The organism is Gordonia aquimaris (assembly GCF_026262595.1).
Taxonomy (GTDB): Bacteria; Actinomycetota; Actinomycetes; order Mycobacteriales; family Mycobacteriaceae; genus Gordonia; species Gordonia tangerina.
Map to the genome: position 1 here is coordinate 15,533 of NZ_JAPKFM010000037.1, position 20,109 is coordinate 35,641.

General features: G+C 66.7%; 18 protein-coding genes. 8 read left to right on the top strand and 10 right to left on the bottom strand.

The genetic code is table 11. The features are described from left to right. Positions 1-92 precede the first annotated feature (92 nt). Entirely contained in the window at positions 93-1,532 is a 1,440-nt protein-coding gene (locus OSB52_RS23145) for a glycosyltransferase family protein (RefSeq protein ID WP_266063689.1), read from the top strand. Next, the gene (locus OSB52_RS23150; RefSeq protein WP_266063690.1) at positions 1,529-2,107 is read left to right on the top strand and encodes a GNAT family N-acetyltransferase; all 579 of its coding nucleotides are present in this window, start codon (positions 1,529-1,531) and stop codon (positions 2,105-2,107) included. The genes OSB52_RS23145 and OSB52_RS23150 overlap by 4 nt, the downstream gene beginning before the upstream one ends. An 8-nt stretch (positions 2,108-2,115) precedes the next feature. On the opposite strand, the gene OSB52_RS23155 is transcribed toward OSB52_RS23150, so the two are convergent. The 6 genes from OSB52_RS23155 to OSB52_RS23180 form a co-directional block, all read right to left on the bottom strand. After that, entirely contained in the window at positions 2,116-2,523 is a 408-nt protein-coding gene (locus tag OSB52_RS23155; protein ID WP_235723409.1) for a hypothetical protein, read from the bottom strand. Between the two features lie 41 nt (positions 2,524-2,564). Then, the gene (locus tag OSB52_RS23160; protein WP_266063691.1) at positions 2,565-3,563 is read right to left on the bottom strand and encodes an acrylyl-CoA reductase family protein; all 999 of its coding nucleotides are present in this window, start codon (positions 3,561-3,563) and stop codon (positions 2,565-2,567) included. A 10-nt stretch (positions 3,564-3,573) separates the two neighbouring features. Then, positions 3,574-3,945, bottom strand: a complete 372-nt coding sequence (locus tag OSB52_RS23165; protein WP_266063692.1) for an HNH endonuclease — start codon at positions 3,943-3,945, stop codon at positions 3,574-3,576. 109 nt (positions 3,946-4,054) lie between these two features. Beyond that, entirely contained in the window at positions 4,055-5,701 is a 1,647-nt protein-coding gene (locus tag OSB52_RS23170; RefSeq protein WP_266063711.1) for a glycosyltransferase family 87 protein, read from the bottom strand. A 64-nt stretch (positions 5,702-5,765) separates the two neighbouring features. Further along, positions 5,766-8,090 (bottom strand): transglycosylase domain-containing protein, encoded by a 2,325-nt coding sequence (locus tag OSB52_RS23175; protein WP_266063693.1) that lies wholly within the window; start codon positions 8,088-8,090, stop codon positions 5,766-5,768. A gap of 235 nt (positions 8,091-8,325) precedes the next feature. Continuing rightward, entirely contained in the window at positions 8,326-8,715 is a 390-nt protein-coding gene (locus tag OSB52_RS23180) for a DUF5318 family protein (RefSeq protein ID WP_235723405.1), read from the bottom strand. Between the two features lie 369 nt (positions 8,716-9,084). Here OSB52_RS23180 and OSB52_RS23185 point away from each other — a divergent pair, with 369 nt between their 5' ends. The 3 genes from OSB52_RS23185 (at position 9,085) to OSB52_RS23195 (ending at position 11,993) form a co-directional block, all read left to right on the top strand. Continuing rightward, positions 9,085-9,792, top strand: coding sequence for a PadR family transcriptional regulator (locus OSB52_RS23185; protein WP_266063694.1), 708 nt, complete (start codon positions 9,085-9,087; stop codon positions 9,790-9,792). Then, the gene (locus OSB52_RS23190) at positions 9,785-10,873 is read left to right on the top strand and encodes an inositol-3-phosphate synthase (protein ID WP_235723403.1); all 1,089 of its coding nucleotides are present in this window, start codon (positions 9,785-9,787) and stop codon (positions 10,871-10,873) included. Before OSB52_RS23185 ends, OSB52_RS23190 begins: the two co-directional genes overlap by 8 nt. Positions 10,874-11,012: 139 nt before the next feature. Continuing rightward, positions 11,013-11,993: a phosphatase PAP2 family protein gene (locus OSB52_RS23195; RefSeq protein ID WP_266063695.1), complete on the top strand. Its 981-nt coding sequence runs from the start codon at positions 11,013-11,015 to the stop codon at positions 11,991-11,993. Here OSB52_RS23195 and OSB52_RS23200 read toward each other — a convergent pair whose 3' ends face one another. Further along, positions 11,994-12,722, bottom strand: a complete 729-nt coding sequence (locus tag OSB52_RS23200) for an MSMEG_1198 family transcriptional regulator (protein ID WP_266063712.1) — start codon at positions 12,720-12,722, stop codon at positions 11,994-11,996. Between the two features lie 184 nt (positions 12,723-12,906). On the opposite strand from OSB52_RS23200, the gene OSB52_RS23205 reads away from it, so the two are divergent. After that, positions 12,907-13,515, top strand: coding sequence for a helix-turn-helix transcriptional regulator (locus OSB52_RS23205; RefSeq protein WP_266063696.1), 609 nt, complete (start codon positions 12,907-12,909; stop codon positions 13,513-13,515). 123 nt (positions 13,516-13,638) lie between these two features. Next, the gene (locus tag OSB52_RS23210; RefSeq protein WP_266063697.1) at positions 13,639-14,577 is read left to right on the top strand and encodes an NADP-dependent oxidoreductase; all 939 of its coding nucleotides are present in this window, start codon (positions 13,639-13,641) and stop codon (positions 14,575-14,577) included. 14 nt (positions 14,578-14,591) lie between these two features. On the opposite strand, the gene OSB52_RS23215 is transcribed toward OSB52_RS23210, so the two are convergent. Further along, positions 14,592-16,598 carry an aconitate hydratase gene (locus OSB52_RS23215; RefSeq protein WP_266063698.1) on the bottom strand — a complete coding sequence of 669 codons (2,007 nt, stop codon included), beginning with the start codon at positions 16,596-16,598 and terminating at the stop codon, positions 14,592-14,594. 156 nt (positions 16,599-16,754) lie between these two features. On the opposite strand from OSB52_RS23215, the gene OSB52_RS23220 reads away from it, so the two are divergent. After that, positions 16,755-17,381, top strand: coding sequence for an SRPBCC family protein (locus OSB52_RS23220; protein ID WP_266063699.1), 627 nt, complete (start codon positions 16,755-16,757; stop codon positions 17,379-17,381). A gap of 589 nt (positions 17,382-17,970) precedes the next feature. Here the strand turns inward: OSB52_RS23220 and OSB52_RS23225 are convergent. Next, entirely contained in the window at positions 17,971-19,035 is a 1,065-nt protein-coding gene (locus tag OSB52_RS23225; RefSeq protein WP_266063700.1) for a DNA polymerase domain-containing protein, read from the bottom strand. A 2-nt stretch (positions 19,036-19,037) separates the two neighbouring features. Next, complete coding sequence (locus OSB52_RS23230) at positions 19,038-20,093, bottom strand: ATP-dependent DNA ligase (protein ID WP_266063701.1); 1,056 nt, start codon at positions 20,091-20,093, stop codon at positions 19,038-19,040. Positions 20,094-20,109 lie beyond the last annotated feature (16 nt).

Genomic DNA, 20,109 nt, shown 5'->3' on the forward strand with positions numbered 1-20,109 from the left:
TGCGGCACCGCCGGCCGCCGGATGGCGACGAGCGCCACGTGTGTCCAGGCCCGACCGGTGTCGGGCGCCGGGTGCCACTTAGCCTGTAGGCCATGTCCGCATCCCCCGCCGCGCCGGCGCGCTTCGGTCACGCGTTGCTGGCCGGGCGCGGCCGGATGGCGCTCATCCTCGTCGTCTCCCTGTTGGCCACCTGTCTGACGATGTGGTGGAGCTATCAGGTCAAGATCAAATGCGGCGGCGCCCCGTTCCTCGACGAGGGCCGCAGCTCGCACTGGCCGGTCGGTGACCCGGATGCGGTGATCCCCTGCTACTCCGACCTGATGTACCTGTGGATCGGCCGAGACATCAACAATCATGTGTTCCCGTTCATCCACGGTGGCATCACCCCGGACGGCAAGCTGTTCGGCGGCGTCGTCGAATACCCGGTGCTGTCGGGGATGCTGATGTGGCTGGGCGCGATCGGCGCGCACACCGACACCGAGTTCTTCCAGCATTCGGTGTGGCTACTGGTGCCGTTCGGGCTGGCGATCACCGTGATGTTGGCGTTGATGACCCGCTGGTGGGTGCTGCTGTGGGCGGCCACCCCGCCCCTGGTGCTCTACGCCTTCCACAACTGGGAGCTGCCGGTGGTCGCGACCGCGGTCGGCGCGGTGGCGGTGATGGCGTGGGGATCGACGATCAGTCCGCGGACCGGGGAACGTCGCCTGTCGGTGCGAACCGCGGCGATCCTGGCGGCGATCCTGCTGGGCATCGGCTTCTGTCTGAAGCTCTATCCCGGCTTCTTCGTGCTGCCGCTGGCCATCTATGTCCTCACCTACGGCACCGCGGCCGGACCCGACGGCGCGGCCCCGCTGCGCCGGACACTCGATTGGGCGGGAGCGGCCTGGGTGGCGGTGGCCGCGACCCTGACCGTGATCGCGATCCAGTTGCCGTTCATGGTCCTCGGTTTCGAGGGCTGGCGGGCGGCCCTGTCGTTCCAGGGCCAACGCAAGGCCGACGTCGACACCAACTCCATCTGGTACTGGGGTCTGCGTCACTTCACCGGCGGCCAGAACGACACCTACAACACACTGGTCGGACTCTTGTCGCCGATGCTGATCGTCGCCGCCTTCGCGCTGGCGGTGTTCCTGGGCTGGCGGGTGTATCAGCGCGACGGCGTCTACCCCTGGATCGGGGTGTCGGCATCGATGCTGGCCGGATTCATGCTGTTCCACAAGGTGCACTCGCCCCAGTACACGTTGTGGATTCTGCCGTTCTTCGTGTTGCTTCAGGTGCGGTGGCCGGTGATCGCCGCGTATCTGATCGCCGACTTCATCCTCGACACCACCATCTTCCGGCTGTTCGGGATCTACACGTCCGGTTCGCCGATGAAGTGGTGGGTGATCACCGGCGTCAACGTGGGAGTGTGGGTGCACGCGGTGGTGCTGGCCTACCTGATCGTCGCGTTTGTCCGGGCGCCGCTACGTGAACCGCTGGCGTCCTTCGGTCGCCGGGTCCGGCCGACCGAACCCGACCTGGTCACGACATCGTGAGCGCCTGGCTGGGCACGGAACCGCTGTCGCTGGGTCGGGTCACGCTGCGCCCGTTGGTGTCCGACGATGCTGACGCACTGGCCCGGGTTGTCGGCGACCCGGGCCGGTTCCGCTGGGCGGGCGTGCCGTCGGATCTCGAGTCGAGTAGGCGATGGCTCGACACCGCACGCGCCGACCCGTCGTATCGGGTGGCCTACGCCGTCATCGACAACACCGACGGGCGTCTGGTCGGTTCGACGAGCTACTACGAGATCGACCCGTACAACCTGGCGGCCACGATCGGCTACACCTTCTATGCCGAAGATGTACAGGGCACGACGATCAACCCGACGGCCAAGTTCCTGCTGATGCGGCACGCCTTCGAGGACTGCGGCGCGGTGCGGCTGGTGTGGCACACACATGAGCACAACGCCCAGTCGCGGGCCGCGATCGCCAAGCTGGGTGCGACCTTCGAAGGGCTGCTCCGCAAACACCGACGCTTCGGGGACGGGTGGCGCACGACCGCGCAGTACGCGATGACCGACGACGATTGGCCGACGGCGAGGGCAGGCCTGATGGAGCGGATTTCCGGGTAGACGAATCCCTACGGATTCTCGGTGTGATCGGGGTGGCCGTGAGTGCGGCGTTGTTCTTTCATCCGCGCTTCGTGCAGGTGCCGCACACCGTCCATCAACTCATCGCGCACGCGCTGGTCGGCCGCTCGGAACGGCAACCAGTAGGTGTCGTCGAACTCTTCGACGACCTGAAAGGTCCACCGTCCGTTGAGCACGTTGCGCCCGACCATCTCGGTCTCGAGCGCGTCCGCGAGGTCGGTGTGGCCGTCGGCACGCAGGGCATCCACCGCCTCGCCCAGCACCAGATCGGCGTGTCCGATCAGCTGATGGAAGCTGTACAGGTGACCACGGGCCCGTTCGACGTACTCCAGGGCTTCGGAGACCTTCCCGGCCGCTTCGGCGGTGGTATCGGAGACTTGTTCGGCACGATCTGGCATGCCTTCAGTGATACCCGAGCGGGTTCATCGCCAACCCGTGATCAGAATTCGCCGGCGACGAGGACCCGGGTACGGCCCGTGACACCACCGGCGAGGATGGTCTTGATCGACTTGGGTAGGTCGGTGACCGCGACGTCGGTGGTCACGTCGTCGAGGTGACGCGGCCGCAGTTCGCCCTCGAGTTTGGCCCACAACGCGCGGCGGTTGACGATCGGCAGCTGTACCGAGTCGATGCCGGCGAGGGTGACGCCACGCAGGATGAACGGGTGGACCGTCGTCGGGAGGTCGGCGCTGCCCGCCAGACCGGAGGCGGCCACCACACCGCCGTACTTCAGCGTGCTCAGGGCGTAGGCGAGGGTGGCGCCGCCAACACAGTCGACGACGGCCGCCCACCGCGTCTTGCCCAGCGCACGGACCTTCTCGCCCTCCTCGGGAAGTCGGCCGATGATCTCGGTGGCACCGAGGGTGTGCAGCAGGTCGGCGGCATCGGCCTTGCCGGTGGAGGCGATCACCTCGAACCCGGCCGCGGCCAACAGGTCGACACTGACACTGCCGACCCCGCCGGTCGCCCCGGTGACCAGGACCGGACCGTCGGACGGGGTGATGCCGTGCGCGGTCAACGCCTCCACGCTCATCGCGGCGGTGAAGCCCGCGGTGCCGATGGCCGCAGCATCCTTCGCCGACAACCCGGACAGTTTGACCACCATGTCAGCGGGCAGTCGTGCGGTGTCGGCGTAGCCGCCGTGGCGGCCGGTACCGATGTCGTAGCCGTGGGCCACCACCACATCACCCTGGGAGAACTGCGGCGAGCTGCTCGAGCGGACGGTGCCGGCGAGGTCGATGCCGGGAATCAACGGGTATGACCGGGCCACACCGCCTTTCGGGGACACCGCGAGCGCATCCTTGAAGTTCACGCCCGAGTACTCGACGGCGATCTCGACGTCGCCGTCGGGCAGGAAGCTCTCCTCGACGGTTTCATGAACGAGGTCGATGTTGCCGTCGTCGTCCTGATGTGCCACCAGCGCTTGTACGTCACCCATGTATCGCACCCTACTGAAGCGCATCGGCCGGTGGGTCCGGCACGACGACCCGGGAGGCGCGGATGCTCACCAGCCGCCGCAGGAAGAGCTCTTCGTCGAGCCCTTTGCGACGCATCCAGGACGTCACCTCGGTGTTGCACTTGCTGGCATTGCAGGAGCGGCAGGCAGGCACCACATTGAGTTCGGTGTAACGGCCGCCCACCGACAGCGGCTGGATGCAGTCACGCTGGAGGACGGTGTCGGTGCGGCCACAGTAGGCGCATCCGCCCCAGGCGGTCTTGATCTCCTGCCACTGCGACGGGCTCAGGTCGTTGTCGGCGAGGCGCATTCGGCGCTGCCGTTTACGTCCCGCTCGCGCTCGCCGGGAGCCGCCACGTGCCATAGCGCCGAGCCTAATGTCGGCCGGACCGACGACGACGCAGGCACGCGGGGATGCTGTCGACGCGACACCGGGTTCCGTCGGCGGGATTGCGGGTTCCGTCGGCAGAGTTCTAGGGTGCCGTCGGCGTGAGGTCGGGCGCCGGGCCCGGCGGGGCCGGGGGACCGGGGCTGTGCGTTGGCTCGACGGCGGCGCGGCGACGTCCGCCGCGCACACTGAATCGATCCGGGGCACCGTCGAGGACACCGCCGGCGGGGTCATCCAGCAGATGCTCGGGCCCGGGGTCGCGGTCGTCGCGACGCGGATTGCGCACAAGATCGTCGGCCGGGTGCCAGATCTGCCACAAAACCACCGCGCACAGCCCGATCACCATCAGCGCGCGCAACACGATCACCGCGGTGAACCACTCGTCGGGTAGCCAGCGGCGGTCGGCGTCGAGATACAACGACATCCGCGGCACCCACACCAGTGCGTCCACGAACATCCAGGCGAACAACAAGCGAGTGTGCGGAATCGCGAGCACCGCCAACGGCACCAGCCACAGCGAGTACTGCGGACTCCACACCTTGTTCACGAGCAGGAATCCGGCCACCAAAAGGAACGCCAACTGCGCCAACCGAGGTCGTTGTGGCGCACCGAGCGCCACGGCCCCGACGCCGAGCGCGACGAGCACGAGCAGGCCCAGCGAGACCACGTTGAGCACCGTGACGTTCCACTGGAATCCGACTGCGGAGCTGATCACGCGATAGAGACTGTCGCTCTCGGCAGCGCGATCGGAGTTGTAGCGGAAGAACTCCCACCAGCCCTGCGGGTAGAGGATCAGGATCGGCAGATTGACGCCCACCCACACCAGCACGGCGGTGGCCGCAGCTTGCGCGAACTCCCGTAACCGCCCCGAGCGCAGACACAATACGAGCAGCACACCCAGCAACAACACCGGATACAGTTTCGCGGCCGTGCCCAACCCTATGAAAAGACCAGCCAGCCAAGGCTTTCGGCGAGCCCAACACAGAATTGCGAGCGCAACCATGGCGGTGGCGATGGCGTCGAAGTTGGTGAATGCGTGCACCACCACCAGGGGTGAGAGTGCCGCGATCCAGGCCGCCCAGATACGGCGGCGTGCGGTGAGCGCGGTGGCCCAGATGGTGACCAGCCAGAACAGGGCGAGTCCGAGTGCCGCGAGGTCGAAGAACAGCACGACGTCGAGAGCGGCAGGCACACCCCATTTCTCGTGCGCCGACAGCCAGGCGCGCGCGACCGTCGCCATGCCGTACATGTACATGCCGGTGATGACCGGGTACTCCATGTACCGCTTGATCTGCTGGCCGTCGGGGCCTTGCTCGTACCAGAAGGTGCGGTACGGAAAGGCGCCTTCATTGAGGCGTTCGGCTCCGAACAGCCCGATCACATCCGAGTAGCAGAGGTTGGTGTACTGGCGCTGATCGTCCCAGTCGAGTCGCAGTTCGGTGCCGGCCGGAGAGTTCTCGTCGGCCGGTGCCTGCTGGAGGCAACTGGCCTTGCCGAACCAGCTCACCGCCAACGCGCACAGCGCCAGCAGGAACAGCACCCGGATCGGTGTCCACGCCCGACTGCGACCGACCGCCGCGTGTCGACCGACCGGACCGCCCACCACGTTCGACGCCTCATGCACGACGACGTCGGTGCGACTCGGCAGCACCCGCGTGCGATCGACGCGTGTGTCGGCGGCAAGTGCCGCCGCGGACTCCCAGTCCGAGCCCGGCCCGCGGTCGTCGGTCATCGCCGACAGATCACCGGGGGAGCCCGGTTCGGTCGAGTTCTCCTCTGCCACGGTCAGTGTCGACTCAGTTCAGCGGCGGGGGTTCCGGGATGTCACCGCCGAAGCCGTCCTCGTAGCCTCCTCCGGTGGTACCCCCACCACCGTTTCCACCACCGGTGTAGTCGTCACCGCCGCCCGAGTTGCCGCCTGAGTCACCGCCGGAGTTGCCACCCGAATTGCCGCCACCCGAGTTGCCCGAGTTGCCCCCTCCGCGTTCCGCGTTGCCCGGCAACGGGATCGTGACACCGGGCGCCAGAGTCAGGTTGCCGTCGCCGTTGCCGGGGAACCGGCGGGACGGACCCTGGTCGCCGGGCGACTGGGTTTGCGGCGCATCCTGGTCGTAGGTCACCGGCGGCGGCTCGTAGGGCACACCTGCCTGACCGCCGACCGCCTCGGGCTCCGGGAAATCCTGGATGGGTTTGCCCTCCAGGGCGCCGTTCATCGCGGCCTGCCAGATGTCCGAGGGCAGCATGCTGCCGTAGATCGACGAGCCGGCGTAGTTGGTGATCGCAGTGCCCTCGTCGGTACCGACCCACACCGCGGTGGACAGCTGCGGCGTGTAGCCGACCATCCAGGCGTCCTTGTTCTGTCCGGTGTCGCCGAGCTGCGCGGTACCGGTCTTGGCTGCCGACGGCCGCGACCCCAGGCTCGGGTCCGACAACGCGTGCCCGTTGGAGTAGGAGGCGATCGGCTCGAGTGCCGCGCTCACATTGTCGGCCACCTTCGCATCGAAGACGCGCTCACCCTTGTTGGGCTGGCGATCGAAGAGCACCTCCCCATCGGAGGTCTCCACCTTCTGAACGAAGTACGGCTCGCGGTACACACCCGACGCGGCGAGCGTGGCGTACGCCGAGGCCATGTCGAGCACACGCGACGGGTACTGACCCAACACCACGCCACCCTCGACGCCACCGTTGGCTTCCTGCAGCGTGTGTTCGATGGTGCCGAAGCTCTCGGCGACGCCTGCCTTGTGCGCGGCGTCGGCGACCGCCCGGGCCTGACCGTCGAGATCCATCATCAGTCGGTAGTAGACCGTGTTCAGCGACATTTTCATCGCGGTCGCGAGGTTGCAGGATCCGCAGCTCTCCCCGTCGGAGTTCTCCACGGTCAACCCACCCGGCGCAGAGTAGGGCGCCGAACTGTACGTCTTGGACAGCGGGATGTCCTGTTCGAGGGCCGCCACCAGGGCGAACACCTTGAACGACGACCCGGTCTGCAGTCCCGCCTGTGCGTAATCCCAGCCGGTGGCGTCGTTGCCGCCGAAGTAGCCCTTGACGCCGCCGGTGCGCGGATCGATCGACACCACCGAGGTACGCAACTTGTTCGGCTCGCCCTCGAGTTTGCCGTTGGCCGCCGACACCACCGAACGCTGCACCTGCGGGTCGATGGTGGTGGTGATCTTGAGGCCTTCGGTGCGGACCTGCTGCTCAGAGATGTTGAGTTCACCGAGTTCGGCAAGCACCCGGCGCTTGATCAGCCCGTTGGCGCCCGGGGTGTCGTCGCTCTGGGCGCGTGCCGCCGGCACCTTCGGGTACTGCATTCCCGCGCGATCGGTGGGCGTGAGTGCGCCGGTGCTGACCATGCCGTCGAGCACGTAGTTCCACCGCGCTTGCGCGGCCTCCGGGTTGATCTCCGGATCGTAGTAGGAGGGCGACCGGATCGCGGCCGCGAGCACCGCGGCCTCTTCGGTCGTGATCTTGCTCAGGTCCTTGTGGAAGTAGGCCTGCGAAGCGGCGGCCACACCGTAGGCGCCCCGGCCGAAATAGATGGTGTTGAGGTAGGCGGCCATGATGTCGTCCTTGGACCACTCGTTCGACATCTTGGTGGCGATCGCGAGTTCCTTGAACTTGCGCTCATAGCTGTGCTCGTCGCCGACGAGCGCGTTCTTGACGTACTGCTGGGTGATCGTCGACCCACCGCCGGCCTGTCCGCCGTTCCCGGTGACCTGGCCGATCGCGGCTCGCGACAGACCCCGGATGGAGAAGCCGGAGTTGCTCGCGAATTCGCGGTCCTCGGCTGCGATCACGGCGTCCTGCACCGATTTGGGGATGTCCTCGATCTTGACGTCGGTACGGTTGCCCTCCTCCGGGACGACGCGCGCAATGGTCTTGCCGTTGGAGGTGAGGATGGTGGCGACCTGGTTCTGCTTGATGTCGCCAGGTGCCGGCACCGACGCGCCGACGTAGGTGAGCATGAACGCCACGATGCCGATCAGGGCGACCGCCGGCACGAGTGCGCCGAACGCCCCGAGGCCGATGGCCAGCCATTTCTGCCGTTTGCGGCGTGTGTCGTCGGCTGAGGGACGAGACGTACGTCCACCGCCGGCGGGCGATGTACCGCGAGTACTCATTGTCCAACCATCCGATCCGCGCGCACGACCGTGTCAGCGCTACTCACTATCTGTCTCCGTCATTCAACTGGTCACCCAGTCCGTCATCCCAGCCCCGATGTCCACCGGCCCGATGCCCCCGCTCGTTGTCCCACTGTGACCTACGATCGGCGTTCGGGCAAAGTTCCATCTCCCGCGGCTGGGCTGCGAGACCGGCGCCGACAGCTGCGCACACCTGCAGCGCGCTGCGCCCGAGCTACTTGGCGACCCGACGCGAACGCGACGAACGCGGCGGCAAGCCTGCAACGTAGGACTGCACCAAATGGTTCCAGCTACAGGTGCGGCACACCTCGACCACATGCACCGAGAACTCCTCGGCGGTGGTGTCGAGTCGGGCGATCTCGTCGTTGGTGCGCGCCGACCCCGATACCTGCCCCAACTTCTCACCGAACACCCAGGACACCAGGGTGACTTGCTCTTTTCGGCAGATCGGGCACAGCGTCGACGACGGGCGGCCGTGGAATTTGGCGGCCCGGAGCAGATACGGACTCGCATCGCAGACATCGGCCACGGCGGTCCGTCCGGAATGGACGTCGGACAGCCGCGACCTGCGCTGCAGGGCGTAGTCGACGATCTGGCGTTGCACGGGTTCAAGGGTACGTGGTCGCTCCGACGGCTGTCGGTGTGACCGTCATCCCGATCCGACCGTGTCGTGGTGTCGGCGGTGGTTGGGCGCCCTTCGTGACATCCCTCCGCAAGCTCCGGGATTCCTCAGGAAACAGAGCAACAACCCGCCGCACGCCTGCCCCGATCCTTCAGGAGCCCGCGAGGAACGAGCGGGCGTCACGAAGGACCCGCTGTAGACGACGAATATATCGGTGCGATACATTGTCAATCACATCGCGGCGAGGTGTTGTGGCGTCAGAGTTGTCGAACACATCGCCTCGCCGGTCGGTGCACCGTGATCAGACGGTCGGCCAGGGCAGACGATCAAACGAGGAGGGAGTGGGCACCGATGTTGGAGCTCGCAGTTCTCGGATTGCTGCTCGAAGCCCCGATGCATGGCTATGAGCTGCGCAAACGACTGACCGGGCTGCTCGGCGCCTTTCGGGCGTTCTCCTACGGTTCGCTGTATCCGACGCTGCGTCGGATGCAGGCCGATGGGCTGATCGACGAGGCCACCGCGCCGACGGCCGTCAAGGTGCGACGCGGTCGGCGGGTGTACCAGCTCACCGACAAGGGCCGCGAACGCTTCAGCGAACTCGTCGCCGACACCGGTCCACAGAACTACACCGACGACGGGTTCGGGGTGCACCTCGCGTTCTTCAGCCGGACACCGGCGGTCGCGAGAATGCGCATCCTGGAGGGCCGTCGCCGTCAGGTGGAGGAACGCCGTGAAGGTTTGCGCGAGATCGTCGGGCGATCCAATCGCGCCGTCGACCGCTATACCCGTCAGCTGCATCAACTCAGCCTCGAATCCAGCGAACGCGAGGTGCGCTGGCTCAACGAACTGATCGCCGCCGAGGCCTCCGGCGATCACGACGGCGACGATCTGACCGATCCCGGCCGGGATCCGCTGGTCGACACCGCCGACACCGACTTCCATGTCGCGGGCTCAGAGCCGTCCCGCGGCAGGGGGCGAAAAGAAACCCACGAAGAGAAAACACCGGTGACGCAGCGAGCTGCGACGCCGCGATCAGAAGGAGAACCCGACCATGGGTGAGCCCAATAAGGTGCGCGTGGCCATTGTGGGCGTAGGAAACTGCGCTTCATCCTTGGTTCAAGGCGTGCAGTACTACAAGGACGCCGACGAGAACTCCACCGTCCCCGGCCTGATGCACGTGAAGTTCGGTGGCTACCACGTGCGCGACGTCGAGTTCGTCGCCGCGTTCGATGTCGACGCCAAGAAGGTCGGCTTCGACCTGTCCGACGCGATCTTCGCGAGCGAGAACAACACCATCAAGATCGCCGACGTGCCGCCCACCGGCGTCACCGTGCAGCGCGGCCAGACCCTCGACGGTCTGGGCAAGTACTACCGCGAGACCATCACCGAGGCCGACGGCGACGGTGTCGACGTGGTGCAGGCCCTGAAGGACGCCGAGGTCGACGTCCTGGTGTCCTACCTACCGGTCGGCTCGGATCAGGCCGACAAGTTCTACGCCCAGTGCGCCATCGACGCGAACGTCGCGTTCGTCAACGCCCTGCCGGTGTTCATCGCGTCGGACCCCGAGTGGGCGCAGAAGTTCACCGACGCCGGTGTCCCGATCGTCGGCGACGACATCAAGAGCCAGGTCGGCGCCACCATCACCCACCGCGTGATGGCCAAGCTGTTCGAGGATCGCGGTGTCACGCTCGACCGCACCTATCAGCTCAATGTCGGCGGCAACATGGACTTCAAGAACATGCTCGAGCGCGAGCGTCTGGAGTCCAAGAAGGTGTCGAAGACGCAGGCCGTGACCTCCAACCTGACCGGCGCGCTGGCCGGCAAGGTCGAGGACAAGAACGTCCACATCGGCCCGTCCGACCACGTCGAGTGGCTCGACGACCGCAAGTGGGCCTATGTCCGCCTCGAAGGCCGCGCCTTCGGTGACGTGCCGCTGAACCTGGAGTACAAGCTCGAGGTGTGGGACTCCCCCAACTCGGCCGGCATCATCATCGACGCCGTTCGGGCCGCCAAGATCGCCAAGGACCGCGGTATCGGCGGCCCGATCCTGCCCGCCTCGTCCTACCTGATGAAGTCCCCGCCGCAGCAGCTCGCCGACGACGTCGCGCGCGCACAGCTCGAGGAGTTCATCCAGGGCTGACCGGCACTCGCCCGGTTCACCGACCGAGACGTCCCCGGCAGCGGGTTCGACGGCTACATCCCGTCGAACACTGCTGCCGGGGACGTTCTGCGTCATCGTCCCGTGCGAAACTGAAGACCGCACCCTGGGAGGCACGGACTTGCTGGACGGCTCGACTGAGGACTCGGCGGATAACTCGGCGGAGGACTCAACGGACGAAATCGCCATCGCCACCGACGTGGCCCCGACACGGCCTCCGCACACGGTTCTTCGCTGGGTCGCGGTCGGTGTCCTCGCCATCGCGGCCGGCATCGCGACGTATGTACTCGCCGTACGGACGGTGACCGGCCAGACCATCGAGAACGCCGCCCTGCGCGGTGCGGATCAGGCCGGGCGGGCCATGACGGTGCAGGCCGACTCGGTACTGGGCACCATCACCATCACCTCGATGGTGATCGCCATGCTCGCGCTGCTGGTGTTCGCCGTGATCCGCCGCCGGTCCTGGGTCGGTCTGGCCGCACTGGTCATCATCGTCGCCGGGCAGGTCGTGACGCAGATCCTCAAGAGCTATGTCCTGTCACGGCCCGAACTCATCGACGCCTACCCGCAATACCTGCAGAACAGCCTGCCCAGTGGGCATACCACCGCGGCGATGACCATCCTCTTCGGCGTGCTGCTGGTGACGCCGTTCCGGCTACGGGCACTCGTGGCGTTGGTGGTGATGCCGTGGGCGATCGGCGTCGGCGCCTACACGATCACCGCGAAATGGCATCGCTTCTCCGACACCCTCGCCGCCGACGCAGTGGCCCTCGCGATCGCCTGCCTCGTATGTGTGATCGGTGTGCGGCTGGGATATCTGCGGATCACCCCCGCCGACTCACCTGGGCGTCCGATCGGCCAGCGCGCGGTCGTTGTCTTCTGGTCGGTGCTGTTCGTGGTGGCCACGGCCGCCGGCGCCGGGCTCTGGGTGGTCACCTGGCTCGCCGGATCGATCGATGCCGCGGCTGAGTACCGGTATTTCCTCGGCGCGCTCGTCGGTTCCGCGGCCGGATCGATCGCAACCGCACTGATCTTCTGGTGGACGCTGCAGCGGGTGACGATCGGCGACGGACCCGTGGCCCGCGACGACGCCGGCAGCTGATCAGCGCCGGAGCTCGCCGAGAACGTCCGAATGCCCGTGCCGGCGGCACCAACTCACGATGTAGCGGGCGTGTAGTCCGCACCAGCGATACACCGCCGCCTGCGACAGCGGCAGGCGCTCGTCGTGTTCGCCACGCTGGGTGATGATCGGGCCGAGATAGTGACTGGTCAGCTTGTTGGCCGTGTTGGGCGACACCTTGGCCGCGGCCGCGAGGCTCGCCGTGTCGGTGGCGCTGCCGGAAGCGATGGCGCCCGCGAGTCTGCCGGCGGTGTGCCCACGGCGCCCGACGAACAACTCGTACAGCGGCGGCATGCGACGGCCCATCGGCTGTGCCGTGGGCAACCGCTGCCCGAGGGCGACGGTGCGGATCGCGTTCATCAACGGCATCAGCCCGTCGGACTTGGCGATCACCCCTGACACCTCCGGACGCAGCCGCGCCTCTTCGAGGTGATCGCGTTCCATACTGTGCCCCTGGGTGGCCAGCAGCACCGGCGCCAGGCGATCGGCGTGACGTAGCGCGTCGATGGCGTCGAGCCCGTCGAACATCCATTCCATCGTCGGCCGATTCCAGATGAGGTCGGCGGCCACCACGTCGAACCGGACTCGCCCGGCGACGCCGTGCACGAACTCGTCTTGGTCGGCGGCCACCGTCACCGCCACATCATCGAACGACGATTCCAACGGCTTGGCGACGACATGCCCCAGCGGCGACGCGATGAGAATGCGCATTTGACTACCCACGTGCGTAATTTAGCCTTCGATCAGCAAGTCATGCGCGATCTGGCATCAAGAGCAACCGTTTGGGTGACAAGAGCACCCGAACTCCGCGGAACTGGTCACAACAACAGCTGATTCTGTCGGTGTGGTCGGTGACAGTGGATTCATCTGATCCACCTCCACCGCAGGGGAACACATGACCGCACAGATGGACCGCGACCTACGCGTGCCGCTCTACCCGTTGCCCAGTCCGGCCACCGTCGCGATCGTCGCCGAGCGTGACCTCACCGATGCGGCGCTCGCCGCGCTCGTGGAAGGTCTCGGCTACCACGCGGTCATCATCGACGTCGACGTCGCCGCCGATCTGCTGCCGCCGACGATCGCCATTGTCCGGTCCGCCGACAAGCTGGCCCGATTCCGCGCGCGACGCGGAATGCGCAACTGCCTGATCGCCGCGATCGGCACCGACATCCGAGATGCGCCCGGGATCACCATCGCCAACACGCCGTTGGCAGCCCGTCAGCTCGAAAACCTCCTCGAGCAGACCGCGCGCCGCACACCGAGCCTGCGCAGTCGCGTCAACGTCACCGACCGCGAGCTGGAGATCCTCACCACCTACGCCCTGGGTGCGACGTTGCGCGAGACGTCGCATACCCACTATGTCGCCGAGAGCACGGTACGCGCGCACTATCGCCGCGTCTCGCAGCGCTACACCGAGGCCGGCCGTCCGGTCGGCAACAAGGCGCAGCTCCTGCTGCAGTTCATGGCTGACGGCTGGGTCCAACCTGCCCAACTCGCCGTCTGAAACGCGCGCCGGGCGGTTCTGGCCGCGCCGGACGGTTCTGGCCGCAGCTGCAGGTTCTGGCCGCAGTTTCGCCTCCAAGCCGGAACCCGCGGGTGCGGCCGGAACAGCCACTAGCCTGACGACATGCGCACACATCGATGGGTGGCGAACGGCTTCGGTGGGCTCGACGACTTCGAGTTCATCGCCGACGAACTTGCGCCACCGAGCGTCGGTGAGGTCACCATCGAGGTGCGGGCGGCCGGGGTGAACCCGGCCGACCTGAAGCACGCGCAGCGGGTCGTAGATCCAGCGGATCTACCGCTGCCGATCGGTTACGAGGTCGCCGGCACCATCGCCGCGATCGGCCCGGACACCGAGATCGCCTCCGGCGGTGGCGCCGTCGGCGACGAAGTGCTTGCCTTCCGGGTGCGCGGTGGCTACGCGACGGCACTGACCGTGCCCGCGTCGACGGTGTTCGCGAAACCGGAGACCCTCGACTTCCCGGAGGCCGCCAACCTGTTGCTCGCCGGGTGCACCGCCGCAGACATGCTTCGCGCGGCACGCATCGAGCGCGACGACACCGTCTTGCTGCACGCGGCGTCGGGCGCCGTCGGCGTCACCGTCCTCCAATTCGCCCGACTCCGCGGAGTCACGGTGATCGGCACTGTCTCCCCAGCGAGCGCCGAGCGCGTACGGGCGTTCGGCGGGATACCGGTCCGCTACGGCCCCGGGTTGGCCGATCGGGTACGCGCCATCACCCCACAGCCCGTGGTCGCCGCCCTCGACGCGGCGGGTACCGACGAGGCCGTCGATTCCTCACTGGAGCTCGTCGACGACCGATCGCGAGTGATCACCATCGCGGCACCACAACGCGCCCGGGCCGACGGATTCATCGCCCTGGGTGGGACGCAGCCGGAGAGCCTCGCGTTTCGGAACACGGTGCGGCCCGAGCTGATCCGCCTCGCGGCCCGCGGCGAACTGGTGGTGCCGATGGCACGAACCTATCCACTCGCCGACGCCCCGACCGCGCTCGAAGTGGTCGCGGGTGGCCATCCCGGCGGCAAGATCGCTTTGCTTCCCTGACGAAGCATGGCGGGTCAGCTGATCTCGCCACTGTCCTGCAGGACGGTCTCTTCGGCCCGATGGTCGTCGGGATGCTCTTCGGCCGCCAGCCGCGGGATCAGTCCACCCGCAAGGACATCGGACACCTGGCGACGCGAGAGACGATGCCGGACGGTGAACGTCTGATCCTTGGTGGAGTTGCGTACGGTGAGCGTGTCGGCGGAATCGATCGCTTCGCGCAGGCCGTCCAGACGCAGCACATCGTCCCGGTCGATGTCGTCGTAGTCGGCCGGGTTGTCGAACTCCAAGGCCAAGACCCCGAAGTTCGCCAGGTTCTGCCAGTGGATGCGTGCGAACGACTTGGCGATCACCACGCGCAGACCGAGATGTCGCGGCGCGATGGCCGCATGTTCCCGCGAGGATCCCTGACCGTAGTTCTCCCCACCGATGATGACGTGACCGCCATCGGCCTGACGGGCACGCTCGGGATAGGTCTCATCGACCTGGGTGAAGCTGAACTCGGCGAGCTTGGGGATGTTGGACCGCAACGGCAATGCACGCGCGCCAGCCGGGGAGATCTCGTCGGTGGAGATGTTGTCACCCACCTTGAGCAGTACCGGTGCCTCGACGTCGTCGGGCAGGGGGTCCAGTTCGGGCAGGCTGGAGATGTTGGGGCCCTTGACCGGTTGGATCTTCTCCGCTTCGTCGGGCGGCGGGGGCGCCACCAGCATTGCCGTGTTGATCGAATGCTGCTTCGGCAGATCGAGCTTCGGATAGGCCATCTTCACGTCGGCCGCCCAGTCCCGTGGGTCGGTGATCGCCCCGGTCAGCGCGGAGGCCGCCGCCGTCTCGGGGGAACACAGCCACACCGCGTCCTCCTTGGTACCTGAACGCCCCGGGAAGTTGCGTGGCATGGTGCGCAACGAGCTCCGTCCCGTCGCGGGGGCCTGCCCCATCCCGATACAGCCCATACAGCCGGCCTGATGGATGCGGGCACCACCGATGACGAGTTCGGCGGTGGCGCCCATCTGTGTGAGGTCGGTGAGGATCTCCCGCGACGTGGGGTTGACGTCGAAACTGACCTCGGGCGCAGTCTGCCGCCCGGCCACCATCGCGGCGGCGATCGCAAAGTCCCGCAGCCCGGGGTTGGCGCTGGACCCGATGACGACCTGAGAGATCTCCTCGCCGGCCACCTCGCGGACCTGCACCACGTTGCCCGGCGACGACGGCTTGGCGATCAGCGGTTCGATGTCGCCGAGGTCGATGGTCTCCTCGATGTCGTAGGTCGAGCCCGGATCGGCGACGAGTTCGGACCAGTCGTCTTCGCGGCCCTCGGCCGCCAGGAACTCCCGCACTGCGGCGTCACTCGGGAACACCGTTGTGGTGGCGCCTAATTCGGCGCCCATGTTCGCGATGACGTGCCGATCCATCGCGGTGAGCCCGTCGAGGCCCGGTCCGTGGTACTCGATGATCCGGTTCACGCCACCTTTGACGTCGTGGCGTCGCAGCATCTCCAGGATGACGTCCTTGGCCGAACACCACTCGGGTAGTTCACCTTCCAGGCGGATACCCCAGATCTCCGGCATCCGGATGTTAAGCGGGCGACCGGCGATCGCGAGGGCAACCTCCAACCCACCGACGCCGATCGCGAGCATCCCCAGCGATCCGGCAGCGGGGGTATGCGAGTCGGAGCCGACCATGGTCTTCCCGGGTATCCCGAAGCGCTGCATGTGGGTGGGGTGGGAGACACCGTTGCCGGGTTTGGAGAACCAGAGCCCGAAGCGGGCGCATGCCGTCCGCAGATACTCGTGGTCTTCGGCGTTCTTCTCGTCGGTCTGCAACAGGTTGTGATCGACATACTGGACGCTTGCCTCGGTCCGGGCCCGGTCCAGCCCGAGCGCCTCGAGTTCCTGCATCACCAGCGTGCCGGTGGCGTCCTGGGTCAGCGTCTGGTCGATGCGCAGCGCGATCTCCTCGCCGGGAGTCATCTCGCCGGCTTCCAGATGTGCTGCGATGAGCTTACGGGCGACGTTCTCGGGCATGATGTGCTCCTCCGACACGACTGGGCGGTCTTGTTCGGCCGTCTCATTGGGGTATGACTCCACAGCAGGCTTACCCAGAACACGCCGATTCGACACTCCGGAAGTGGTGCCTTTTGGCCCACGACACCGCCCTGGTCGTCGGCGCACGCTGAAGATATGAACACCGCATGGATGTTCGCCGCTGGTGCGCTGGCTGCCGCCGCGGTGGGCTATCAACGTGTGCTGAGGCAGCCGATCCTGAACTGGGGCGCCACCGACGACGAGGTCAACGCCGCGTTGCCCGGCGATGAGCTACTGCCCGACCCCGACGGGGTGTCGACCAGGGCCATCACCATCCTGGCCCGTCCCGAGTACGTGTACCCGTGGCTGGCGCAGATGGGCCCGGACCCCCGAGGTGGCGCCTACACCTACGACTGGATCGAGAACCTTCTCGGCCTGCACATGCACAGCGCCGACAACGTGCTCGACGACTTCCAGCACCCGCAGATCGGCGACGAGATCGGACTGGGCCCCAACACGATGCGCATCGAGATCGCCGAGCCAGATCACGCGTTCGCGACGCGCTCGGCCGACGGCAACTGGGTGTGGGCGTTCACCCTGGCCGATCGGCACGACGGCACCACCCGGCTGATCAGCCGCAACCGCTTCCGGCTGCCTCGGCTGGTCGACCGTCTCGGCATGCTGCCGATGGAACCGGGTTCGTTGATCATGGAACGCAAGATGCTGCACGGGATCAGGGATCGGGCGGAGAGGTTGGCGGGCACCGGGGTGCACGTCACCTGACGGAGGTCTCGACGTGGCGGTCCAGCGGAACAATCAACACCCGGCCACCGCTGGTCGAGTAGCAGCGAACGGAGTGAGTCGCGTATCGAGACGCCTTGTGCCGTAGGTGGTCTCGATGTGGCGGCCAGCGGAACAATCAACACCCGGCCACCGCTGGTCGAGTAGCAGCGAACGAAGTGAGTCGCGTATCGAGACCCCGCATGCCGTAGGTGGTCTCGATGTGGCGGTCCAGCGGAACAATCAACACCCGGCCACCGCTGGTCGAGTAGCAGCGAACGGAGTGAGTCGCGTATCGAGACGCCTTGTGCCGTAGGTGGTCTCGATGTGGCGGCCAGCGGAACAATCAACACCCGGCCACCGCTGGTCGAGTAGCAGCGAACGAAGTGAGTCGCGTATCGAGACCCCGCATGCGGTAGGTGGTCTCGATACAGTGCTCGCCTAGCGGCTCGCACCTACTCGACCAGCGGAAAGGGCTCACTCGGGCAGCCGACCTACTCGGGCAGCGGAAAGGGCTCACTCGGGCAGCCGACCTACTCGACCAGCGGAAAGGGCTCACTCGGGCAGCCGACCTACTCGGGCAGCGGGAAGATCAGTCCTCAACCCGGTTGCCTTTCTCGTCCCAGTGCGCGGCGACCTTCTTGCTCGGCTGCACCCGCGGCGGTTCCCCCGGCATCTTCGGATAGCTTGGCGGATAAGGCATGTCGCCGAGACCGTTGGCGTCGTCGCGCTGCACCATCTCCAGCAGCGGCTCGATGCCCCGGCGGTGCGCGGCGATGTCGGACATCGGGTCTCCACGGCGCGCAACCAGATCCGGGACGGTGGCGATAGTGCAGTCGTCCGGGTTCACATCGGCGAGTTCGTCCCAGGTCACTGGCGTGGACACCCGGGCGTTGTGGCTGCGCCGCGCCGAATAGGGTGAGGCCATCGTGCGATCGCGGGCATTCTGGTTGAAGTCGATGAAGATGCGTTCCCCGCGTTCCTCTTTCCACCACGACGTGGTCACCGCGTCGGGGTCGCGCCGCTCGAGCTCGCGGGCCAGCGCGATCACTGCGCGCCGGGTGGCGATGAAATCCCACTTGGGTTCGATGGGAACGAACACGTGGATACCGCGGCCGCCAGAGGTCTTCGGAAATCCCGTGTAGCCCATATCTTCCAGGAGCGGTTTCAGACCTTCGATCGCGACGCGGCGCACGTCGTCGAAGTCGGTGCCCGGCTGTGGGTCGAGGTCGATCCGGAGCTGGTCGGGATGATCGTTGTCCGGGTCGACGGTCGGCCAGGTGTGGAAGGTGACCGTGCCGAGATTGGCGCCCCACACGATGTCGGCCGGGATGGTCGGCTTGATTGCGTCACCGGTTCGGCCGGAGGGGAACACGATTCGGGTCGACTGGACGTGTTCGGGCCTCTTCTTGGCGATGTGCTTCTGGTAGATCTCGTCGCCGTCGACACCGTCGGGAAATCGCTGCAGGAAGGTCGGACGGTCGTGCACGGCAGTCATGATGGCACCTTGCAGAGCGATGTCGCGATAGTAGCCCACCAGATCCCTTTTGCGGCCGCCGTTCTCGCCGAGTTCAGGGAAATAGATCTTGTCCGGGTTGCTCATCCGGACGGCCACACCGTCGACGTCGAGTTCCTCGGCAGGAGAACGAGAAGGCATGTCTAGGACGTTCCTTCCAGCACGTCGTGCAGGTCGTAGGTCAGCGGCACGTCGAGCTGGTCGTAGGTGCAGCTCTCCGGATCTCTATCCGGCCGCCAGCGCAGGAATTTCACGGTGTGCCGGAACCGATGATTCTCCATCTGGTCGTAGGCCACCTCGACCACCAGCTCGGGCCGGATGGGAATCCACTCGCCTGATTTCTCCGAACGCCAGCGGGTCGGTTCACCGGCCGACGGCTTGTCGGGGTCCAGACGCATCGGTTCGAACATCTGTTGTAGCTCGATGCGTTTGGCATCGGAGAAGGCGCCGGCCCCACCGACCATCCGCAGCTCGCCGCCGGCGTAGAGCCCCAACAACATGGACCCCAGACCGGTACCGCTCTTGTGCACGCGGTAGCCGAACACGACACAGTCGGCGGTGCGCTTGTGCTTGACCTTCACCATCTCGCGCTTGTTCTCGACGTAGGCGCCGGCGAGTCGTTTGGCGACGACACCGTCGAGTCCGGCGCCCTCGAATGCGGTGAACCAGTTGGTCGCGACGGCAGGATCGCCGGTCACCCGGCTGACGTGGAGTCGACGGTCGGCGCCACCAGATGGGGCGATGGCCCGCAACAATGCTTCGCGCCGCACTCCGAAGGGCTCACCCATCACGTCCGCCGGCCCCAACGCCAACGCATCGAAGCCGATGAAGATCGCGGGCGTTTTCTCGGCGAGCATGGTGACCCGCGACTCGGCGGGATGAATACGTTGGGCCAGGGAGTCCCAGTCCAGGCGATGGGTGTCGCCGATCAGCGCCGGGACGCCGATCTCTCCGTCCACCACGGCTTTCTCGGGCAGTTCGGCCTTGGCCGCACTGACGAGCTCGGGAAAGTAGCGCGCCAGATCCTTACCGCCACGCGATCCGATCGACACTTCGTCGCCGTCGCGAAAGATCAACGCCCGAAAGCCATCCCACTTGGGTTCATACGACCACACAGGGTCGTCGCCGGGCTGGTCGGGCACCGCGGTGACGGCCTTGGCGAGCATCGGCGCGATAGGTGGCATAACCGGGAGGTCCACGGGTCACATGGTACGG